Source organism: Streptomyces syringium, assembly GCF_017876625.1.
Classification (GTDB): Bacteria; Actinomycetota; Actinomycetes; order Streptomycetales; family Streptomycetaceae; genus Streptomyces; species Streptomyces syringius.
In genome coordinates, this window is sequence record NZ_JAGIOH010000001.1 from 4,835,118 (window position 1) to 4,851,137 (window position 16,020).

13 protein-coding genes are annotated in these 16,020 nt (G+C 70.5%); 6 read left to right on the top strand and 7 right to left on the bottom strand.

Annotated elements, in window-relative coordinates; translation table 11 throughout:
• The gene (locus JO379_RS21645) at positions 1-1,059 is read left to right on the top strand and encodes an ATP-binding cassette domain-containing protein (protein ID WP_209516485.1); all 1,059 of its coding nucleotides are present in this window, start codon (positions 1-3) and stop codon (positions 1,057-1,059) included.
• Positions 1,056-1,916: an ABC transporter permease gene (locus tag JO379_RS21650; RefSeq protein WP_242626229.1), complete on the top strand. Its 861-nt coding sequence runs from the start codon at positions 1,056-1,058 to the stop codon at positions 1,914-1,916. Before JO379_RS21645 ends, JO379_RS21650 begins: the two co-directional genes overlap by 4 nt.
• Before the next feature lie 127 nt (positions 1,917-2,043).
• On the opposite strand, the gene greA is transcribed toward JO379_RS21650, so the two are convergent.
• Positions 2,044-2,541, bottom strand: coding sequence for a transcription elongation factor GreA (gene greA / locus JO379_RS21655; RefSeq protein WP_130879623.1), 498 nt, complete (start codon positions 2,539-2,541; stop codon positions 2,044-2,046).
• A gap of 187 nt (positions 2,542-2,728) precedes the next feature.
• Positions 2,729-3,139, bottom strand: a complete 411-nt coding sequence (locus tag JO379_RS21660; RefSeq protein ID WP_130879624.1) for a DUF4307 domain-containing protein — start codon at positions 3,137-3,139, stop codon at positions 2,729-2,731.
• Between the two features lie 118 nt (positions 3,140-3,257).
• Here JO379_RS21660 and mca point away from each other — a divergent pair, with 118 nt between their 5' ends.
• Together mca and JO379_RS21670 are read left to right on the top strand one after the other, a co-directional pair.
• Complete coding sequence (gene mca, locus JO379_RS21665) at positions 3,258-4,127, top strand: mycothiol conjugate amidase Mca (protein WP_130879625.1); 870 nt, start codon at positions 3,258-3,260, stop codon at positions 4,125-4,127.
• A 7-nt stretch (positions 4,128-4,134) separates the two neighbouring features.
• The gene (locus JO379_RS21670; protein ID WP_130880279.1) at positions 4,135-4,425 is read left to right on the top strand and encodes a hypothetical protein; all 291 of its coding nucleotides are present in this window, start codon (positions 4,135-4,137) and stop codon (positions 4,423-4,425) included.
• 126 nt (positions 4,426-4,551) lie between these two features.
• On the opposite strand, the gene JO379_RS21675 is transcribed toward JO379_RS21670, so the two are convergent.
• Positions 4,552-7,935 carry a tetratricopeptide repeat protein gene (locus JO379_RS21675; RefSeq protein ID WP_209516487.1) on the bottom strand — a complete coding sequence of 1,128 codons (3,384 nt, stop codon included), beginning with the start codon at positions 7,933-7,935 and terminating at the stop codon, positions 4,552-4,554.
• Between the two features lie 160 nt (positions 7,936-8,095).
• On the opposite strand from JO379_RS21675, the gene JO379_RS21680 reads away from it, so the two are divergent.
• Positions 8,096-10,186: a thioredoxin domain-containing protein gene (locus JO379_RS21680; protein ID WP_209516490.1), complete on the top strand. Its 2,091-nt coding sequence runs from the start codon at positions 8,096-8,098 to the stop codon at positions 10,184-10,186.
• A 40-nt stretch (positions 10,187-10,226) separates the two neighbouring features.
• Here the strand turns inward: JO379_RS21680 and JO379_RS21685 are convergent, their stop codons facing one another.
• Both JO379_RS21685 and trhA read right to left on the bottom strand, forming a co-directional pair.
• A complete protein-coding gene (locus tag JO379_RS21685) occupies positions 10,227-10,859 on the bottom strand; it encodes a TetR/AcrR family transcriptional regulator (protein WP_130879628.1) in 633 nt (210 codons plus the stop codon).
• A gap of 379 nt (positions 10,860-11,238) precedes the next feature.
• The gene (trhA, locus tag JO379_RS21690) at positions 11,239-11,973 is read right to left on the bottom strand and encodes a PAQR family membrane homeostasis protein TrhA (protein WP_130879629.1); all 735 of its coding nucleotides are present in this window, start codon (positions 11,971-11,973) and stop codon (positions 11,239-11,241) included.
• Positions 11,974-12,245: 272 nt separating this feature from the next.
• On the opposite strand from trhA, the gene JO379_RS21695 reads away from it, so the two are divergent.
• Positions 12,246-14,078 (top strand): phosphoenolpyruvate carboxykinase (GTP), encoded by a 1,833-nt coding sequence (locus tag JO379_RS21695; RefSeq protein WP_130879630.1) that lies wholly within the window; start codon positions 12,246-12,248, stop codon positions 14,076-14,078.
• 119 nt (positions 14,079-14,197) lie between these two features.
• Here JO379_RS21695 and JO379_RS21700 read toward each other — a convergent pair whose 3' ends face one another.
• Together JO379_RS21700 and JO379_RS21705 are read right to left on the bottom strand one after the other, a co-directional pair.
• The gene (locus tag JO379_RS21700; protein ID WP_130879631.1) at positions 14,198-14,623 is read right to left on the bottom strand and encodes an SCO4983 family protein; all 426 of its coding nucleotides are present in this window, start codon (positions 14,621-14,623) and stop codon (positions 14,198-14,200) included.
• A gap of 125 nt (positions 14,624-14,748) precedes the next feature.
• The gene (locus JO379_RS21705; RefSeq protein ID WP_209516493.1) at positions 14,749-15,960 is read right to left on the bottom strand and encodes a pyridoxal phosphate-dependent aminotransferase; all 1,212 of its coding nucleotides are present in this window, start codon (positions 15,958-15,960) and stop codon (positions 14,749-14,751) included.
• Positions 15,961-16,020: the final 60 nt, after the last annotated feature.

Here is a 16,020-nt window from a genome sequence, read left to right on the forward strand (position 1 = left end):
ATGCCAGGCGCCATTTACGCCGAAGGCCTGGTCAAGACCTTCGGCGACGTCAGGGCTCTGGACGGCGTCGATCTCGACGTTCCGGAAGGAACCGTTCTAGGACTGCTGGGCCCCAACGGCGCCGGCAAGACCACCGCAGTACGCGTACTCACCACCTTGATCAAACCCAATAGCGGCCGGGCCGTCGTCGCGGGCATCGACGTCCTGAAGAACCCCACCGAGGTCCGCCGTCAGATCGGTCTGTCCGGCCAATTCGCCGCCGTCGACGAGTATTTGACGGGCCGCGAGAACCTCCGGATGGTCGGTCAGCTCTACCAGATGAGCGCCCGCGACGCGAAGGTGCGGGCCGGACAGCTGCTGGAGCGCTTCAACCTCGGCGAGGCCGCCGACCGCACCGCCAAGACCTACTCCGGCGGCATGCGCCGCCGCCTCGACCTCGCGGCCGCCCTGGTCGTCAGCCCGCCCGTGATGTTCATGGACGAGCCGACCACCGGGCTCGACCCGCGCAACCGGCAGCAGTTGTGGGAGGTCATCCAGGAACTGGTCGCCGGCGGCACGACCCTGCTGCTGACCACGCAGTATCTGGAGGAAGCCGATCACCTCGCGCACGACATCGCGGTCGTCGACCACGGCCGCGTCATCGCGCGCGGCACCTCCGACCAGCTCAAGGCCCGTACGGGAGGGGAGCGCGTCGAAGTCGTCGTGCACGAGCCCGGCGACATATCCGTGGCCGACGAGATCCTGCGGTCCTTCGGCAAGGGCGGCTCCAAGATCGAGGAGCACACCCGCAAGGTCACCGTCCCGGTCTCCGGCGGCGCGAAGCTGCTCGCCGAGGTCATCCGCGAGCTGGACGGGCGGGGCATCGAGATCGACGACATCGGGCTTCGCCGCCCGACGCTGGACGACGTCTTCATCTCGCTCACCGGCCACGCCGCCGAGACGGAGGAGGAGCGGGGGAACGGCGGCGGGAGTGGCGGCGGGAAACCGGACGGAACCCGGAAGCCGGACGGGACGCGGAAGCTGGACGGGACGCGTGTGGACGAGGAGGCCGCCACGTGAGCACCATCGGCAACACCGCCCTCGGTACGGCGGCCCCCAGAGCGCGCGGTGGGGTCGTCCAGTCCGGGCGGGACTCCCTGGTCGTCGCCAAGCGCAATCTCATCCGCATGGCGCGCATACCCGAAGTGGTCATCTTCGGGCTCATTCAGCCGATCATGTTCGTGGTGCTGTTCAGCTATGTGTTCGGCGGCTCGATCGCCGTGGGCGGCAGCACCGACCCCTCCACGTACCGGCAATTCCTCATGGCGGGCATCTTCGCCCAGACCGTCACCTTCGCCACGGCGGGGGCGGGCGCCGGTATCGCCGACGACATGCACAAGGGGCTCATCGACCGCTTCCGGTCGCTGCCCATGGCGCGCGGTGCCGTGCTCACGGGCCGTACGCTCGCCGACCTCGTCCAGACGGCGCTGACGCTGGTGGTGCTGGCGATCGTCGCGGTGATCGTGGGGTGGCGCATTCACGAGGGCATCCTCAAGGCGCTGGCGGGCTTCGCGCTGCTTCTGCTGCTCGGCTACGCCTTCTCCTGGATCGGCGCGCTGATCGGGCTGACGGTACGGACCCCGGAGGCGGCCACCTCGGGCGGGCTGATCTGGCTCTTCCCGCTGACCTTCATCTCGAACGCCTTCGTGCCCTCCGACAACATGCCGACGGCGCTGCGCTACATCGCCGAGTGGAACCCCTTCAGCGCGACCGTGCAGGCGGCCCGGCAGCTCTTCGGCAATCTGCCGGACGGCTATCCGGTGCCGGCGGCGTGGCCGATGCAGCACCCGGTGTGGGCGTCGCTGATCTGGTCAGTGGTGATCATCGTCGTCTTCCGCACCCTGTCGGTCCGCAAATACCGCTCGGCGACGGCTTGAGCACGGGATGCACCCGTACGGGTGGACGGTGAAGAGCGGACGGCGAAGCGTGGACGGCGAAGAGCCCCGGACCTCGACAGGAGGTCCGGGGCTCTTCGGTCACGCCCGGGAGCCGGGCGCGCTGGGATCAGGCCTGGTAGGGCTTGGCCTCCAGGATGCGGACCTTGGCCTTCTTGCCGTTCGGCAGCTCGTACTCGGCGTCCTCGCCGATCTTCTTGCCGTTCACGCCGGTGCCCAGCGGGGACTGGGGGGAGTACGTCTCGATGTCCGAGCTGGCGTACTCGCGGGAGGCGAGCAGGAAGTCGAGCGTGTCGTCCGGGTCGCCGTCGAAGGCGATGGTCACGACCATGCCGGGGGCGACCACACCGGTCGCGGCAGGAGCCTCGCCGACCTTCGCGGCCTCCAGCAGCTGCGTGAGCTGACGCACACGGAGCTCCTGCTTGCCCTGCTCCTCCTTGGCCGCGTGGTACCCGCCGTTCTCTCGCAGGTCACCCTCCTCGCGGGCCGCCGCGATCTTCATCGCGATCTCGGTGCGAGCGGGACCAGACAGGTACTCCAGCTCGGCCTTGAGCTGGTCGTACGCCTCCTGAGTCAGCCAGGTGACGTTGTCGCTGGTCTGGGTCACAGGTGCTCCTCGTCGGTACTGGGAATGCTTGGGGATACATCGCGATACAAATGAACGCCCTACTCAGAAGGGTGCGCCTTCAGAGGTGGGCGAAACCACGAGCCTAACAATTCCGCCCGGGAAGGGGGAAGGAGCAAGCGGGCGATACTGCGCAAGAATCGCGTCAGGGCAGGTCAGCGCGGTGCGATCAGCCGTTTGAAACGACCGTGCAGCCCTCGAGTTTCGTAGCGGCGGCCCACTGTGTCGTACGGAGCGTGACCAGCTCGGTGAAATGGGTCTCCCGGCGGTCGAACCTGACGTCCTTGCGCCCGGTCTCGGAGCCGTCCGCGGCCAGCGAACGCAGGGTGCAGACCGCGGCGGCGTCCTTCTCCTTGCGGACCTCCAGCACCGCCTGAACGGTGGTGTCCGACATCGACTTCGACCGTACGAGCTCACCGCTGACGTCCGTCTTGGTGACGTAGTGCACGCCGAACCAGCCGACCATGCCGAGCAGCGCCGCGCCCAGCACCGCACCGACGATCTTCAGCTTGCGGTCCGCGCGCTCGTCCGCCGTACGGCCGTAGCGACCCTCGGGCAGTCCGTCGCGCACCGCAGCCATGATCTTTCCTCCTGGTCGGGGGCCGGTGGAAGGCCGGTAGTGGAAGCCGGAATGAATCGACCCCTGCTTCGGTCACTATAGGAGGCGTCTCCCGTGACCAGTGACTGAGGATCGAGCCTTGACTGAGCAGCTCCGACTGATGGCCGTTCACGCCCACCCCGACGACGAGTCGAGCAAGGGCGCGGCCACGATGGCCAAGTACGTGTCCGAGGGGGTGGACGTGCTGGTCGCCACCTGCACGGGTGGTGAGCGTGGCTCCATCCTGAACCCCAAGCTCCAAGGCGATGCCTACATCGAGGAGCACATCCACGAGGTCCGCGCCAAGGAGATGGCGGAGGCGCGCGACATCCTCGGCGTCAAGCAGGAGTGGCTGGGCTTCGTCGACTCCGGGCTGCCCGAGGGCGACCCGCTGCCGCCGCTGCCCGAGGGCTGCTTCGCGCTCCAGGACGTCGAGGAGGCGACCGGGGCACTGGTGAAGCTGATCCGCGAGTTCAAGCCGCACGTGATCACCACGTACGACGAGAACGGCGGCTACCCGCACCCCGACCACATCATGACCCACAAGATCTCGATGCTGGCCTTCGAGACGGCCGGTGACCCGGCCCGCTACCCCGAGGCCGGCGAGCCGTGGCAGCCGCTGAAGCTCTACTACAACCAGGGCTTCAACCGGCAGCGCACCCTGGCGCTCCACGAGGCGCTGCTGGCGCGCGGCATGGAGTCCCCGTACGGGGAGTGGCTGGAGCGGTGGCTCACGGCCGGCCGCGAGCGGACCCTGACCACCTTTGTCCCGTGCGGTGACTTCTTCGAGATCCGTGACAAGGCGCTGATCGCGCACGCCACGCAGATCGACCCGGACGGCGGCTGGTTCCGCGTGCCGCTGGACCTCCAGCGGGAGGTCTGGCCGACCGAGGAGTACGAGCTGGCGAAGTCCCGCGTCGGCACTTCCCTCCCCGAGGACGACCTCTTCGCGGGCATCCGCAACAATTGACCCCATGATGAGCGCGACCGCTTCCCTCGCCGCCACCCACCTGGTGCCGTTCGCCGCCGACGAGCTGGACAAGAACAAGGTCACTCCCGGTGTGCTCGGTTTCATCGTCTTCGCCCTCATCGGCGGTGCCGTATGGCTGCTGATGAAGAGCATGAACAAGCACATGAAGAAGGTGGACTTCGAGGAGACCCCGGCGAGCCCGGACCAGGGTGGCACCGGCTCGGGCGGCAAGACCGCCCGGACCACCGCCACCACCATGACCAAGGGCGCCGCGCCCAAGGGCGAGCCCGCCACCTGACCGGCGGGCCCGGCCACCCCGATCGGTGAGGCCGGTCGCCCGACGGGCGACCGGCCGGCCGGTGGGTGAGGTCGGCATGCCCGGACAGGGCTCCGGCCCCTGGTCGTACGACCTGTCGCGGGTGGCTCAGGCCTCCCGGGGCAGCACCGCCATGACCTCTCGGGCCCGGCGGTTCGGCACCATGCCGAGCCGCCATGCCTGCCACCCCGTCTCCGGCGGGGCACCTCTCTCCAGCATCACGGCGTACGCCTCCGCGTAGTCCTCCAGCGCCGGGTCGCCCGCCCAGTCGGCATCCCGCAGCTCGCGCAGGAGCGCGGTCAGCTCCTCCTCGGCCACCGCCGCCCCCACCACCGCGCCTCCCGGCGAGGCGTACGGCAGCAGCGTGCAGCGCAGGAAGCGGGCCCAGCTCCCCCCGCGCCGGTCGCCGTACTCCGCGAACAGCCGTGCCGCCTCCTCCAGCAGCGTCAGTGCCTGCACCGCGCGGCCGTTGCCCGCGTCGATCACCGCCAGCTCCACGCAGGACCACGCCTCGCCGTGCGGGACGGCCAGCCGCCGGAAGTCCGTCCGGGCGTCCTGCAGCAATTGCCGGGCGAATCCGCTGTTGCGCAGGCCACCCGTCTGCGCCGCACGCTGATCACGGGTGACCCGCCCCGAGTGGTGCCGGGCGCAGGCCAGGCCGTATCCGTCCCGCATGCGGTTGAACATCGTGCGCGCCCGCTCCAGGGCCCGCACCGCCGCCGCCTGGTCCCCGCACTCCTCCAGCGACTGACCCAGGTAGTACAGCGACCAGGCCTCGCCGCGCGCGTCCTCGTTCTCCCGGTGGCGGGCCGTCGCCCGCCGCAGCTGATCCGCTGCCCTGGCCGGATCCCCGGCCACCAGGCGGGCCCGCGCCAGCTGGGTCAGGGCCCAGGCCTCACCACGGCTGTCCCGCGTCCGTCCGTAGCTCTCCAGGGCCTCGCGGAGCTCGGCTTCCGCGCGCGTCACCTGGCCCATCCGCAGCCGCACCTGGCCGAGCTGGAAGTGCGCCCACGCCTGGCCGTGCACGCTCTCGCTCCGCCGGTGCAGTTCCAGCGCCTCGTTCAGCAGATCGAGCGCTTGCGCTATCCGTGCCCGGTCCCGCTCGACCGCCGCCAGTGCGTGCATGGTCCAGGCCCGGTCCCCGCTCAGCTCCGGCGCGGCCTGGAGCTCCAGCGCCTCCCGGAGCTTCACGGCCGCCTCCTGGAGATTGCCCTGATGCTGCAAGGTGACGCCCAAGTCGCGCAGCGCCCGGGCGGCCCCCGCCGGATGCTGGGCGTCGAAGTACAGATCGACGACGGAGGACAGGGTCGTACGGGACTTGTCCAGCTCGCCCAGCTGCCGGGCGGCGACACCCGTGCGCCACTGCACCGACCGCGACAGCAGCCCCCGGTCCGTGGCCTGGGTCAGCTCACTCAGCTCACCCAGCCGGTAGAGATCGCCGCGCAGCAGGCAGTAGTCGCACAGGGCACCCAGCAGATGCAGCACAGCCGCCTGGTCGACGCCCTCCGCGTGGCGCAGTGCCGCGGTGATGAAGCTCGACTCGTCGTCCAGCCAGCGCAGCGCCGCGGCCAGAGAGGCGAAGCCGTGGCCCCCGGCGGCGCCCTGGGTGAACATGTCCGCCCGGGTGGAGGTCTTGCCGTCGACCATGCGGATCACCGTGTCGGCCAGCTCCGCGTAACTGCGGATCAGCCGCTCCTGTGCCGCCGCGCGCTCGCCCGGCTCCTCCTCGTCGAACAGCCGGGCGTGGGCGAAGTCCCGGACGAGATCGTGCATCCGGTAGCGGTTGGCGCGCACGTTCTCGATCAGCCCGGCCCGGGCGAGTGCCGTCAGCTGATGGGCTGCCTCCTGCTCGTCCGTCCCCAGCAGCGCCGCCGCCGCGGCCGCCCCGAGCGAGGCCCGCCCCGCCAGCGCCAGCCGCCGCAGCAGCCGACGGGCGCTGTCCTCCTGGTCGGCGTAGCGCAGTCGCAGGGCCCGCTCCACCGGGTCGGTGGTCCTGTGCGCCTCCAGATCCGCAGCCAGCGACTGTGGGCTGCGTGCGCCCAGCGAGGAGCCCGCCACGCGCAGGGCGAGCGGCAGCCCACCGCACAGCTCCCTCACCCGGGCCATGGCCTTCTCGTCCTCCGGGTCGGCGGCCTCCGGTCCGGCGCCGTTCGGCCCGGCGCCGTCCGGTGCCGTGGTGTCAGGACCGGAAGGCGCCCATGGCCCGCCGCCGGGGCCTCCCGGCGCGGCGACCGGGGGAGATTCCTCGGCCGCCGAACGCAGCAGTTCCGCCGCGCCCGCCTCGTCCAGCGGCTCGACCGGCAGCTCGTGCACCCAGGCCACCAGGTCCGGGGGCAGGGCCAACGGGGCGCGGGCCGTGATCAGCACCAGGCTGTCGGAGCGCTCCGGGATCAGCGTGCGGATCTGCTCCGCGTCCGAGGCGTCCTCCAGGACCACCGTCACCGGCAGCCCCGTGAGGTGCTGGTGGTAGAGCTCGGACAGCCGCCGCAGATGCCGCTCCTGAGGGGAGCGCTCCCGGAACAGCAGCTGATCACGCGGCGCCCCCAGTCTGTTGAGCAGATGGAGCAGCGCGTCCCGGGTCGGCAGGGGCGGTGCGCCCTGGGTCTCCCCGCGCAGGTCGACCACGCAGGCGCCCCGGAACTGGTCGCGCAGATGGTGGGCGGCCCGCACCGCGAGCGTCGAACGGCCGGACCCGGGCGGCCCGTACAGCAGGACGACCGTCGGCCTGGTCTCCGTGCTCGCCCGTGCCTGATGGACCCATTGGGCGATCTGCGTGATCTGTGCCCTGCGCCCCGCGAACAGGCCGTCCGGGGTCGGCAGGTGATCGAAGGACTGCTCCAGCACGCTGCGCCGCAAGGCGGCGGCGCTGCGGTCCGTGCCCCGTCGCAGCGGGTCGTGGCCCACGGTGTCCGTGCTCGGCTGCCCACCCGTGCCGCCTGCGCGCGTCGCCGCCGACAGGATGCGCTGCTGGTCCAGGAACGGGCGGATCCCCCGCACCTCCACCGCCGTCAGCCACTGCAAACGCAACTGCTCGGCGCCGCCGGGCTGCCCCCGCAAGCCCGCCCGCCGGTGTGCGGCCGGCCAGTGCCCGGCCGTCAGCTTGAGGAGGGTGGCGGCCGAGCCCGCCAGGGCCACGACGGCCCCCGCGCCGAGCGCGGTTCCGGCCGGCGTCCCGTGCCCCAGGTCGACACCGAACGCTGTCGCCGCCGCCACGGCCGTGACCAGCAGCGGAGTGCTGAGCGAGGCGCGTGACAGACGGGCCGTCAGCGGCCGCGCCGACACCGCCTCCTCATCGAGGGCGCGCACATACGCGCTGTACTCCTCGGCCGCCGTGGCCGCTATGGCATCGAGCTCCTCACGCGCCCGGCGCAGCAGCGCCGCACCGTCGGCCCGGCCACCCGAACGGCGCACCTCCTCCTCGACGGCGCGCCCCAACAGGCCTTCGACATCCGTGCGGTGGACCTCTCGCAACACGGCCAGCGAACCCGGCATGTGCTTCCCCCTCACCAGCGATTGCTCTGTGCCTCACGTGTGCAGCCCAAGTGTTCCGTCTGGGCAAGATTTCCGGCAGCCCTGTGGATAACCGGCCGACCGCGCCTGTCGAGCCTGTGGACAACTCACCATCGGGCTCGGTTCGGGTAAGGATGGGGTCATGCCGAACCGCCTGGCGCATGAGACGTCCCCGTACCTCCTCCAGCACGCAGAGAACCCGGTCGACTGGTGGCCCTGGTCTCCCGAGGCCTTCGACGAGGCCCGGCGCCGCGGTGTGCCCGTGCTGCTGAGCGTCGGGTATTCGAGTTGTCACTGGTGCCATGTCATGGCGCACGAGTCGTTCGAGGACGAGCCGACCGCCGGTTTCCTCAACGAGCACTTCGTGTCCGTCAAGGTCGACCGCGAGGAGCGGCCGGACATCGACGCGGTGTACATGGAAGCCGTCCAGGCCGCCACCGGTCAGGGCGGCTGGCCGATGACGGTCTTCCTCACCCCCGAGGCCGAGCCCTTCTACTTCGGCACCTACTTCCCGCCCGCCCCCAAGCACGGCATGCCGTCGTTCCGGCAGGTGCTGGAGGGGATCAAGGTCGCGTGGACCGACCGCCGCGATGAGGTCGGTGAGGTCGCCGGCCGGATCGTGCGGGAGCTGTCCGAGCGCACCCTGGCCTTCGGCGTGCCGACATCGGAGGACGGCGGCCCGGCCGCCCCGCAGCCGCCGACCGTCGAGGACCCGTACAAGGCGCTGATGGGGCTGACCCGCGATTTCGACGCCGTGCGCGGCGGCTTCGGCGGCGCACCGAAGTTCCCGCCGTCCATGACGCTGGAGTTCCTGCTGCGCCACCACGCCCGCACCGGTTCGACGGCCGCCCTCCAGATGGCGCAGGCCACCTGCGAGGCGATGGCCCGCGGCGGGATCTACGACCAGCTCGGCGGTGGCTTCGCGCGGTATTCCGTCGACGCCTCGTGGGTCGTGCCGCACTTCGAGAAGATGCTGTACGACAACGCCCTGCTGTGCCGGGTCTACGCGCACCTGTGGCGGGCCACCGGATCCGAGCTCGCCCGGCGGGTGGCTCTGGAGACCGCCGACTTCCTGGTGCGCGAAATGCGCACCGAGCAGGGCGGATTCGCCTCCGCGCTGGACGCCGACAGTGCGGTGCCGGGCGATGAGAGCGGCAAGCACGTCGAGGGCGCCTACTACGTCTGGACCCCCGCCCAGCTGCGGGAAGTGCTGGGGGAGCAGGACGCGGCGCTCGCCGCGGCCCACTTCGGGGTCACCGAGGACGGCACCTTCGAGGAAGGCGCCTCCGTCCTTCAGCTTCCCGACACCGAGCAGCTCATGGAAGCGGGGAAGATCGCGTCCGTACGGTCCCGGCTGCTCGCGGCGCGTGCGGAGCGGCCGCGGCCCGGCCGTGACGACAAGGTCGTGGCCGCCTGGAACGGACTGGCCATCGCCGCGCTCGCCGAGACCGGCGCCTACTTCGACCGCCCCGACCTCGTCCAGGCCGCGACGGACGCCGCGGACCTGCTCGTACGCACCCACATGGACTGGCAGGCGAGGCTCTTCCGCACCTCCCTCGACGGCGTCGCGGGCACCCACGCCGGCGTCCTGGAGGACTACGCCGACGTGGCCGAGGGATTCCTCGCGCTCTCCGGTGTCACCGGCGAAGGGGTCTGGGTCGACTTCGCGGGGCTGCTCCTGGACACCGTCCTGGTGCACTTCACCGCCCCCAACGGCACGCTCTACGACACCGCCGACGACGCCGAGGCCCTCATCCGCCGACCGCAGGACCCCACGGACAACGCCACCCCCTCCGGATGGACGGCGGCCGCCGGGGCGTTGCTGTCCTACGCCGCCTACACCGGCAGCTCCCCGCACCGGGAGGCGGCGGAGCGCGCGCTCGGCGTGGTGCGGGTGTTGGGCCCCAAGGCCCCCCGTTTCATCAGCTGGGGTCTGGCCGTCACGGAGGCGCTGCTGGACGGCCCCCGCGAGGTCGCCGTCGTCGGCCCGCACGACCACCCCTCCACCGGTGCACTGCACCGCACCGCCCTGCTGTCCACGGCCCCCGGCCTGGTCGTCGCGGTGGGCGAGCCGCCGTCGGGCGCGGAGGGCGAGCAGGTGGAGGTCCCGCTGCTGGCCGGTCGTTCGCTGGTCGACGCCCGTCCGGCCGCCTATGTGTGCCGCCACTTCACCTGCGACGCGCCGACGTCCGATCCCAAGGTCCTGGAGGAGCAGCTGACGGGGCAGCAGTGAGGGAGCAGGCAGTCCCGGGGGGCAGTCCTGAGGGGGTGGGTCAGAGCGTCAGGCCGCGCGCCAGTACGTCCAGGCCGCGGCCGATGATCGCCGTAAGGTCCTCGCCCTGACCGCGGTCCACCCACGTCATCATGGCTTCCTGTATCGCCGCGAGGATCGCCACGGCGGCGACCCGCAGCTCCAGGTCGTCCGCATGACGCCCTGTACGCTCCGCCAGCACCACACGGAGCATGCGGGAGGACTCCGCCGTGCCCTCCGCCGTTCTGCCGCGCAGCGCCGGGACCGCCCGCATGAGTCTGGTGCGCTGCATGAGTCCGGTGATGTCGTTCTCGATGGTGTGGCGCAGGGAGTCCATGACGCCGTGCCGGACGGCTTCCAGCGGTGCCTCATGCGGCGGGCGTGCTCTGATCGCGGCTTCCATGACGCGGTCGTACTCGTCGGTGAGAACGAGGTCTTCCTTGGTCGGGAAGTACCGGAACACGGTGCTGGGGGAGACGTCGGCTGCCTCCGCGATCTGGTCGACCGGCGTCGCGTCGTACCCCTGCCTCTCGAAGAGCCGGTAGGCGGCGCGGCGGATCGCCTGCCGGGTCTGGATCTTCTTCCGCTCGCGCAGCCCGAGCCTGGGCTGCGGCTGCGCCGCGGATGATGTCTGAGCTGAGGCCATGAAGAGCATTCTCAGGCATGTGTGTTCGGGGGGACCACAGCGCCCGCGTGCGGGAGTTGGTGCGGAAAGAAGGCGGCTTTCAAAAGCATGCGGCCCTCAATTCCCCTGTCTTGATGGCACGCTGATTGTCAGTGGGGTGTGTCACGCTCAGTAGAGGGCAAAGGTTCACTCAGTGATGATCGGAGGGGACATGCTGATAGGTGTCGTCGCGAAGCTGATGGCCACGCTGGTCGCGGCGTTATGCGTCGGAGGCTTCCTGGTGGCGGGTGAGGTGGCGGTGCTGGCCGTGGTCCTGACGGGCGTCGGTGCCCTGACATGGCGAGTGGCCGTGGCATCGAGGCCACGGCCACCGCGCAGGAGCCGACAGGCGCGTCTTGCGCCGGGTGTCTCAGGCGTGCGAATAGGCCACCAGAGAGATGCCCACGTAATGCACGACGAAGGCCGCCAGCGTGAGTGAGTGGAAGACCTCGTGGAAGCCGAACCACCGGGGTGACGGGTTGGGGCGCTTGATGCCGTAGATCACGCCGCCCACGCTGTAGAGCAGTCCGCCGACGATCACGCAGACGAGCACGGCGATGCCGCCCTTGCGCAGGAAGTCCGGCAGGAAGAAGACGGCGGCCCAGCCCATGGCGATGTAGCAGGGGGTGTAGAGCCAGCGCGGAGCACCGACCCAGAAGACCCGGAAGGCGATACCGGCCACGGCGGCCGCCCAGACCGCCCACAGCAGCGCCTGCCCCCGCCCGCCGGGGATCAGCAGCATGGTCAGCGGTGTATACGTGCCCGCGATGATCAGGAAGATGTTGGCGTGGTCGAGGCGGCGCAGCAGGCCGCTGACGCGCGGGCTCCAGTCGCCCCGGTGGTAGAGCGCGCTGATGCCGAAGAGCAGACACGCGGTGAGGACGTAGACCGCGCAGGCGACCCGGCCGCGGGTGCTGTCGGCCAGGGCGGTCAGGAAGACGCCGGCGATCAGTACGGCGGGAAACATCCCGGCGTGCAGCCAGCCGCGCAGGCGCGGCTTGACCGGGATCGCCGGGGCGAGCGGCGTGCCGTCGGGGAGTGCGGCGGTCACTGCGCCGGCGGGAGCGAGGGGCGCGCTGTGCGCTGCGTCGGGCGCGGATGTCATGCCCGACATGCTACCTACGCCACCGTAGGTTACGGACTGGTATCACGTGGCGATGGTCACGGGGGCGCCCCCTGGACAGATCGGAAGAGGAGTCGGATGATCAAATGAGTGCGGGCGGCACCGGATGAGCGGTCACGAAGCGTCTGGGTCGCAGCCCCCAAGGGGCAACCATCACGAAGCGGACTTCGCCGGCAGAACGGCCAGCAGGCAAGGTCCGTTCCACCCTCAACATCTGACGCCGGGCACCGCGGTTCCGGCGGGACGGAGCGATCGTGGCGCGCAGCAATGCGGCTCCCACCAGCCTCACCAACCACCAGGAGCTTCTCTCCTGGGTCGACGAGATCGCCGCCCTCACCGAGCCGGCCCAGGTGGTCTGGTGCGACGGTTCGGAAGCCGAGTACGAGCGCCTGTGCGAGGAGCTCGTCGCCAAGGGCACCTTCAAGAAGCTCGACCCGGTCAAGCGCCCGAACTCCTACTACGCCGCCTCCGACCCCAGCGACGTCGCGCGCGTCGAGGACCGCACCTTCATCTGCTCCGAGAAGGAGGAGGACGCGGGCCCGACCAACCACTGGAAGGCCCCGGCCGAGATGCGGGAGATCTTCTCCGGTGAGCAGGGCATCTTCCGCGGCTCGATGCGCGGCCGCACCATGTACGTCGTGCCGTTCTGCATGGGGCCGCTCGGCTCGCCGCTGTCCGCGATCGGCGTCGAGATCACCGACTCGGCGTACGTCGCCGTCTCGATGCGCACCATGACCCGGATGGGCCGCCCCGTCCTCGACGAGCTCGGCTCCGACGGCTTCTTCGTCAAGGCCGTCCACACCCTCGGCGCCCCGCTGGCCGAGGGCGAGGCCGACGTCCCGTGGCCGTGCAGCAGCACGAAGTACATCTCGCACTTCCCCGAGGACCGCGAGATCTGGTCCTACGGCTCCGGCTACGGCGGCAACGCCCTGCTGGGCAAGAAGTGCTACGCCCTGCGCATCGCCTCCGTCATGGCCCGCGACGAGGGCTGGCTGGCCGAGCACATGCTCATCCTCAAGCTCACCCCGCCCGTCGGTGAGTCCAAGTACGTCGCCGCCGCCTTCCCCTCCGCCTGCGGCAAGACCAACCTCGCCATGCTGGAGCCGACCATCTCCGGCTGGACCGTGGAGACCATCGGCGACGACATCGCCTGGATGCGCTTCGGCGAGGACGGCCGTCTCTACGCCATCAACCCCGAGGCCGGCTTCTTCGGCGTCGCCCCCGGCACCGGCGAGAGCACCAACGCCAACGCCATGAAGACCCTCTGGGGCAACTCGGTCTTCACCAACGTCGCCCTCACCGACGACAACGACGTCTGGTGGGAGGGCATGACGGAGGAGCAGCCCGCGCACCTGACGGACTGGAAGGGCAACGACTGGACCCCGGCCAGCGGGACCCCGGCCGCCCACCCCAACGCCCGCTTCACCACCCCCGCCGCCCAGTGCCCGATCATCGCGCCCGAGTGGGAGGACCCCAAGGGCGTGCCGATCTCGGCGATCCTCTTCGGCGGCCGCCGCGCCTCGGCCGTGCCGCTGGTGACGGAGTCCTTCGACTGGCAGCACGGCGTCTTCCTCGGGGCCAACGTCGCCTCCGAGAAGACCGCCGCCGCCGAGGGCAAGGTCGGCGAGCTGCGCCGCGACCCGTTCGCCATGCTGCCCTTCTGCGGGTACAACATGGGCGACTACATGGGCCACTGGGTCAAGGTCGGCCAGGACGCCGCGCGCAAGGGAGACGCCGCGAAGCTCCCGAAGATCTACTACGTCAATTGGTTCCGCAAGGACGCTGAGGGCCGCTTCGTGTGGCCGGGCTTCGGCGAGAACGGCCGGGTGCTGAAGTGGATCGTGGAGCGCCTGGAGGGCAAGGCGGAGGGCGTCGAGACCCCGATCGGCGTGCTGCCGACGCGTGCGGCACTCGACACCGACGGCCTGGAGATCAGCGACGCCGACCTCGATCTGCTGCTCACGGTCGACAAGGAGGTGTGGCGCGAGGAGGCATCGCTCGTGCCCGAGCACCTCGACACCTTCGGTGACCACACCCCGCCGGAGCTGTGGGACGAGTACCGCGCGCTGGTCCAGCGGCTCGGCTGACCGCTCCCCGCAAACCCCCGTGGGCCCGGTCCGACCTGTCTCGGACCGGGCCCACGGGCGTACGACGCGAGGTGAAATGCGGCGCCGGCCGTAGTGGGGCGCGCCGCCCGAGGGGGGCGTCAGGCCACTTCGGCGAGGCCGAGCGTCGTCGCGTGGGCGCGCAGCCGCTCGGCGGCCAGCGCCGAGCCGGCCACGTCCCCACGGGATGTGGCGACCACCAGGGCCTGTCCGGCGAGGGTGTGCGCGCGCTGGTGCAGCGAGGCGACCCGGGAGGCCGTCCAGGCGGAGGTGCCGGCCGACGGCATGGCCCGCAGCGGTGGGTGTCCGCCGCTCAGCCGCGCGACCCGCTCGGCGAGCCGGCGCGCCGCGTCGTCCAGCGAGGCGTCGGGCGTGAGCGCGCGCAGCTCGTCGGTGACGGTCAGCAGCGCGGTCAGATGCCCGGCCAGCCGGATGTCCAGCTCCTCCTCGCGGGAGCGGTGCGGACCGTGGTTCGTGCGGGTCTCGGCCATGGTGTGGACCGATTTGGTACGGATCGGCTCGTACATGAATGGCCTCCTGAACAGTCTCAGAAGGCCATCCTAACTTAGACGGCGTCTAAAGTTGTTTTGCTTACAGGTTGGGTTCGGGGCGCGGCGGGCTGTAATCGCCCGTCACGTCCGGCTGTCGCCCGTCACGTCTGGCTGTAGCCGTCGAGGAAGGTGCCGATCCGCGTCACCGCGTCCGCCAGGTCCTTGGCGTTCGGCAGGGTGACCAGACGGAAGTGGTCGGGCTCCGGCCAGTTGAAGCCCGTGCCGTGCACGACCATGATCTTCTCGGCCCGGAGCAGGTCCAGCACCATCTGCCGGTCGTCCTTGATCTTGTAGACCTTCGGGTCGAGCCGCGGGAAGGCGTACAGCGCGCCCTTCGGCTTGACGCAGCTGACGCCCGGGATCTGGCTCAGCAGCTCGTACGCCACGTCGCGCTGCTCCAGCAGCCGGCCGCCCGGCAGCACCAGGTCGTTGATCGTCTGCCGGCCGCCGAGGGCCGTGGCCACCGCGTGCTGCGCGGGCATGTTGGCGCACAGTCGCATGTTCGCCAGGATCGTCAGACCCTCGATGTAGCTGTCGGCGTGGGCCTTCGGGCCGCAGACCGCCATCCAGCCGCTGCGGTAGCCCGCCACCCGGTAGGACTTGGACAGGCCATTGAAGGTCAGCGTCAGCAGATCGGGGGCGATCGCGGCGGTCGGGGTGTGGGTCACGCCGTCGTAGAGGATCTTGTCGTAGATCTCGTCGGAGCAGACGATCAGATTGTGGCGGCGGGCGATCTCGGTGAGGCCGCGCAGCATCTCGTCGTCGTAGACGGCACCCGTGGGGTTGTTCGGGTTGATGATGACGATGGCCTTGGTGCGGTCGGTGACCTTGCGCTCGATGTCGGCGAGATCCGGCATCCAGTCCGACTGCTCGTCACAGCGGTAGTGCACGGCCGTGCCGCCCGCCAGGGACACCGAGGCGGTCCACAGCGGATAGTCCGGGGCGGGGACGAGCACCTCGTCACCGTCGTCGAGCAGTGCCTGCATCGACATCTGGATCAGCTCGGAGACGCCGTTGCCGAGGTAGACGTCCTCGACGGACAGCTCGATGCCCTTGGTCTCGTAGTGCTGCACCACCGCGCGCCGGGCCGACAGCAGACCCTTGGCGTCGCCGTAGCCGTGCGCGTCGCCCACGTTGCGCAGCATGTCCTCGAGGATCTCCGGCGGGCACTCGAACCCGAAGATCGCGGGGTTGCCGGTGTTGAGCTTGAGGATGCGGTGACCTGCCGCCTCCAGCCGCATGGCCTCCTCGAGCACCGGGCCACGGATTTCGTAGCAGACGTTTGCGAGCTTCGTTGACTGGATCACCTGCATGACGGCCACCATACGGGGGCACGAAATCAGGCGCGCACTGTTTGTCGGCGGGCGTGCCTC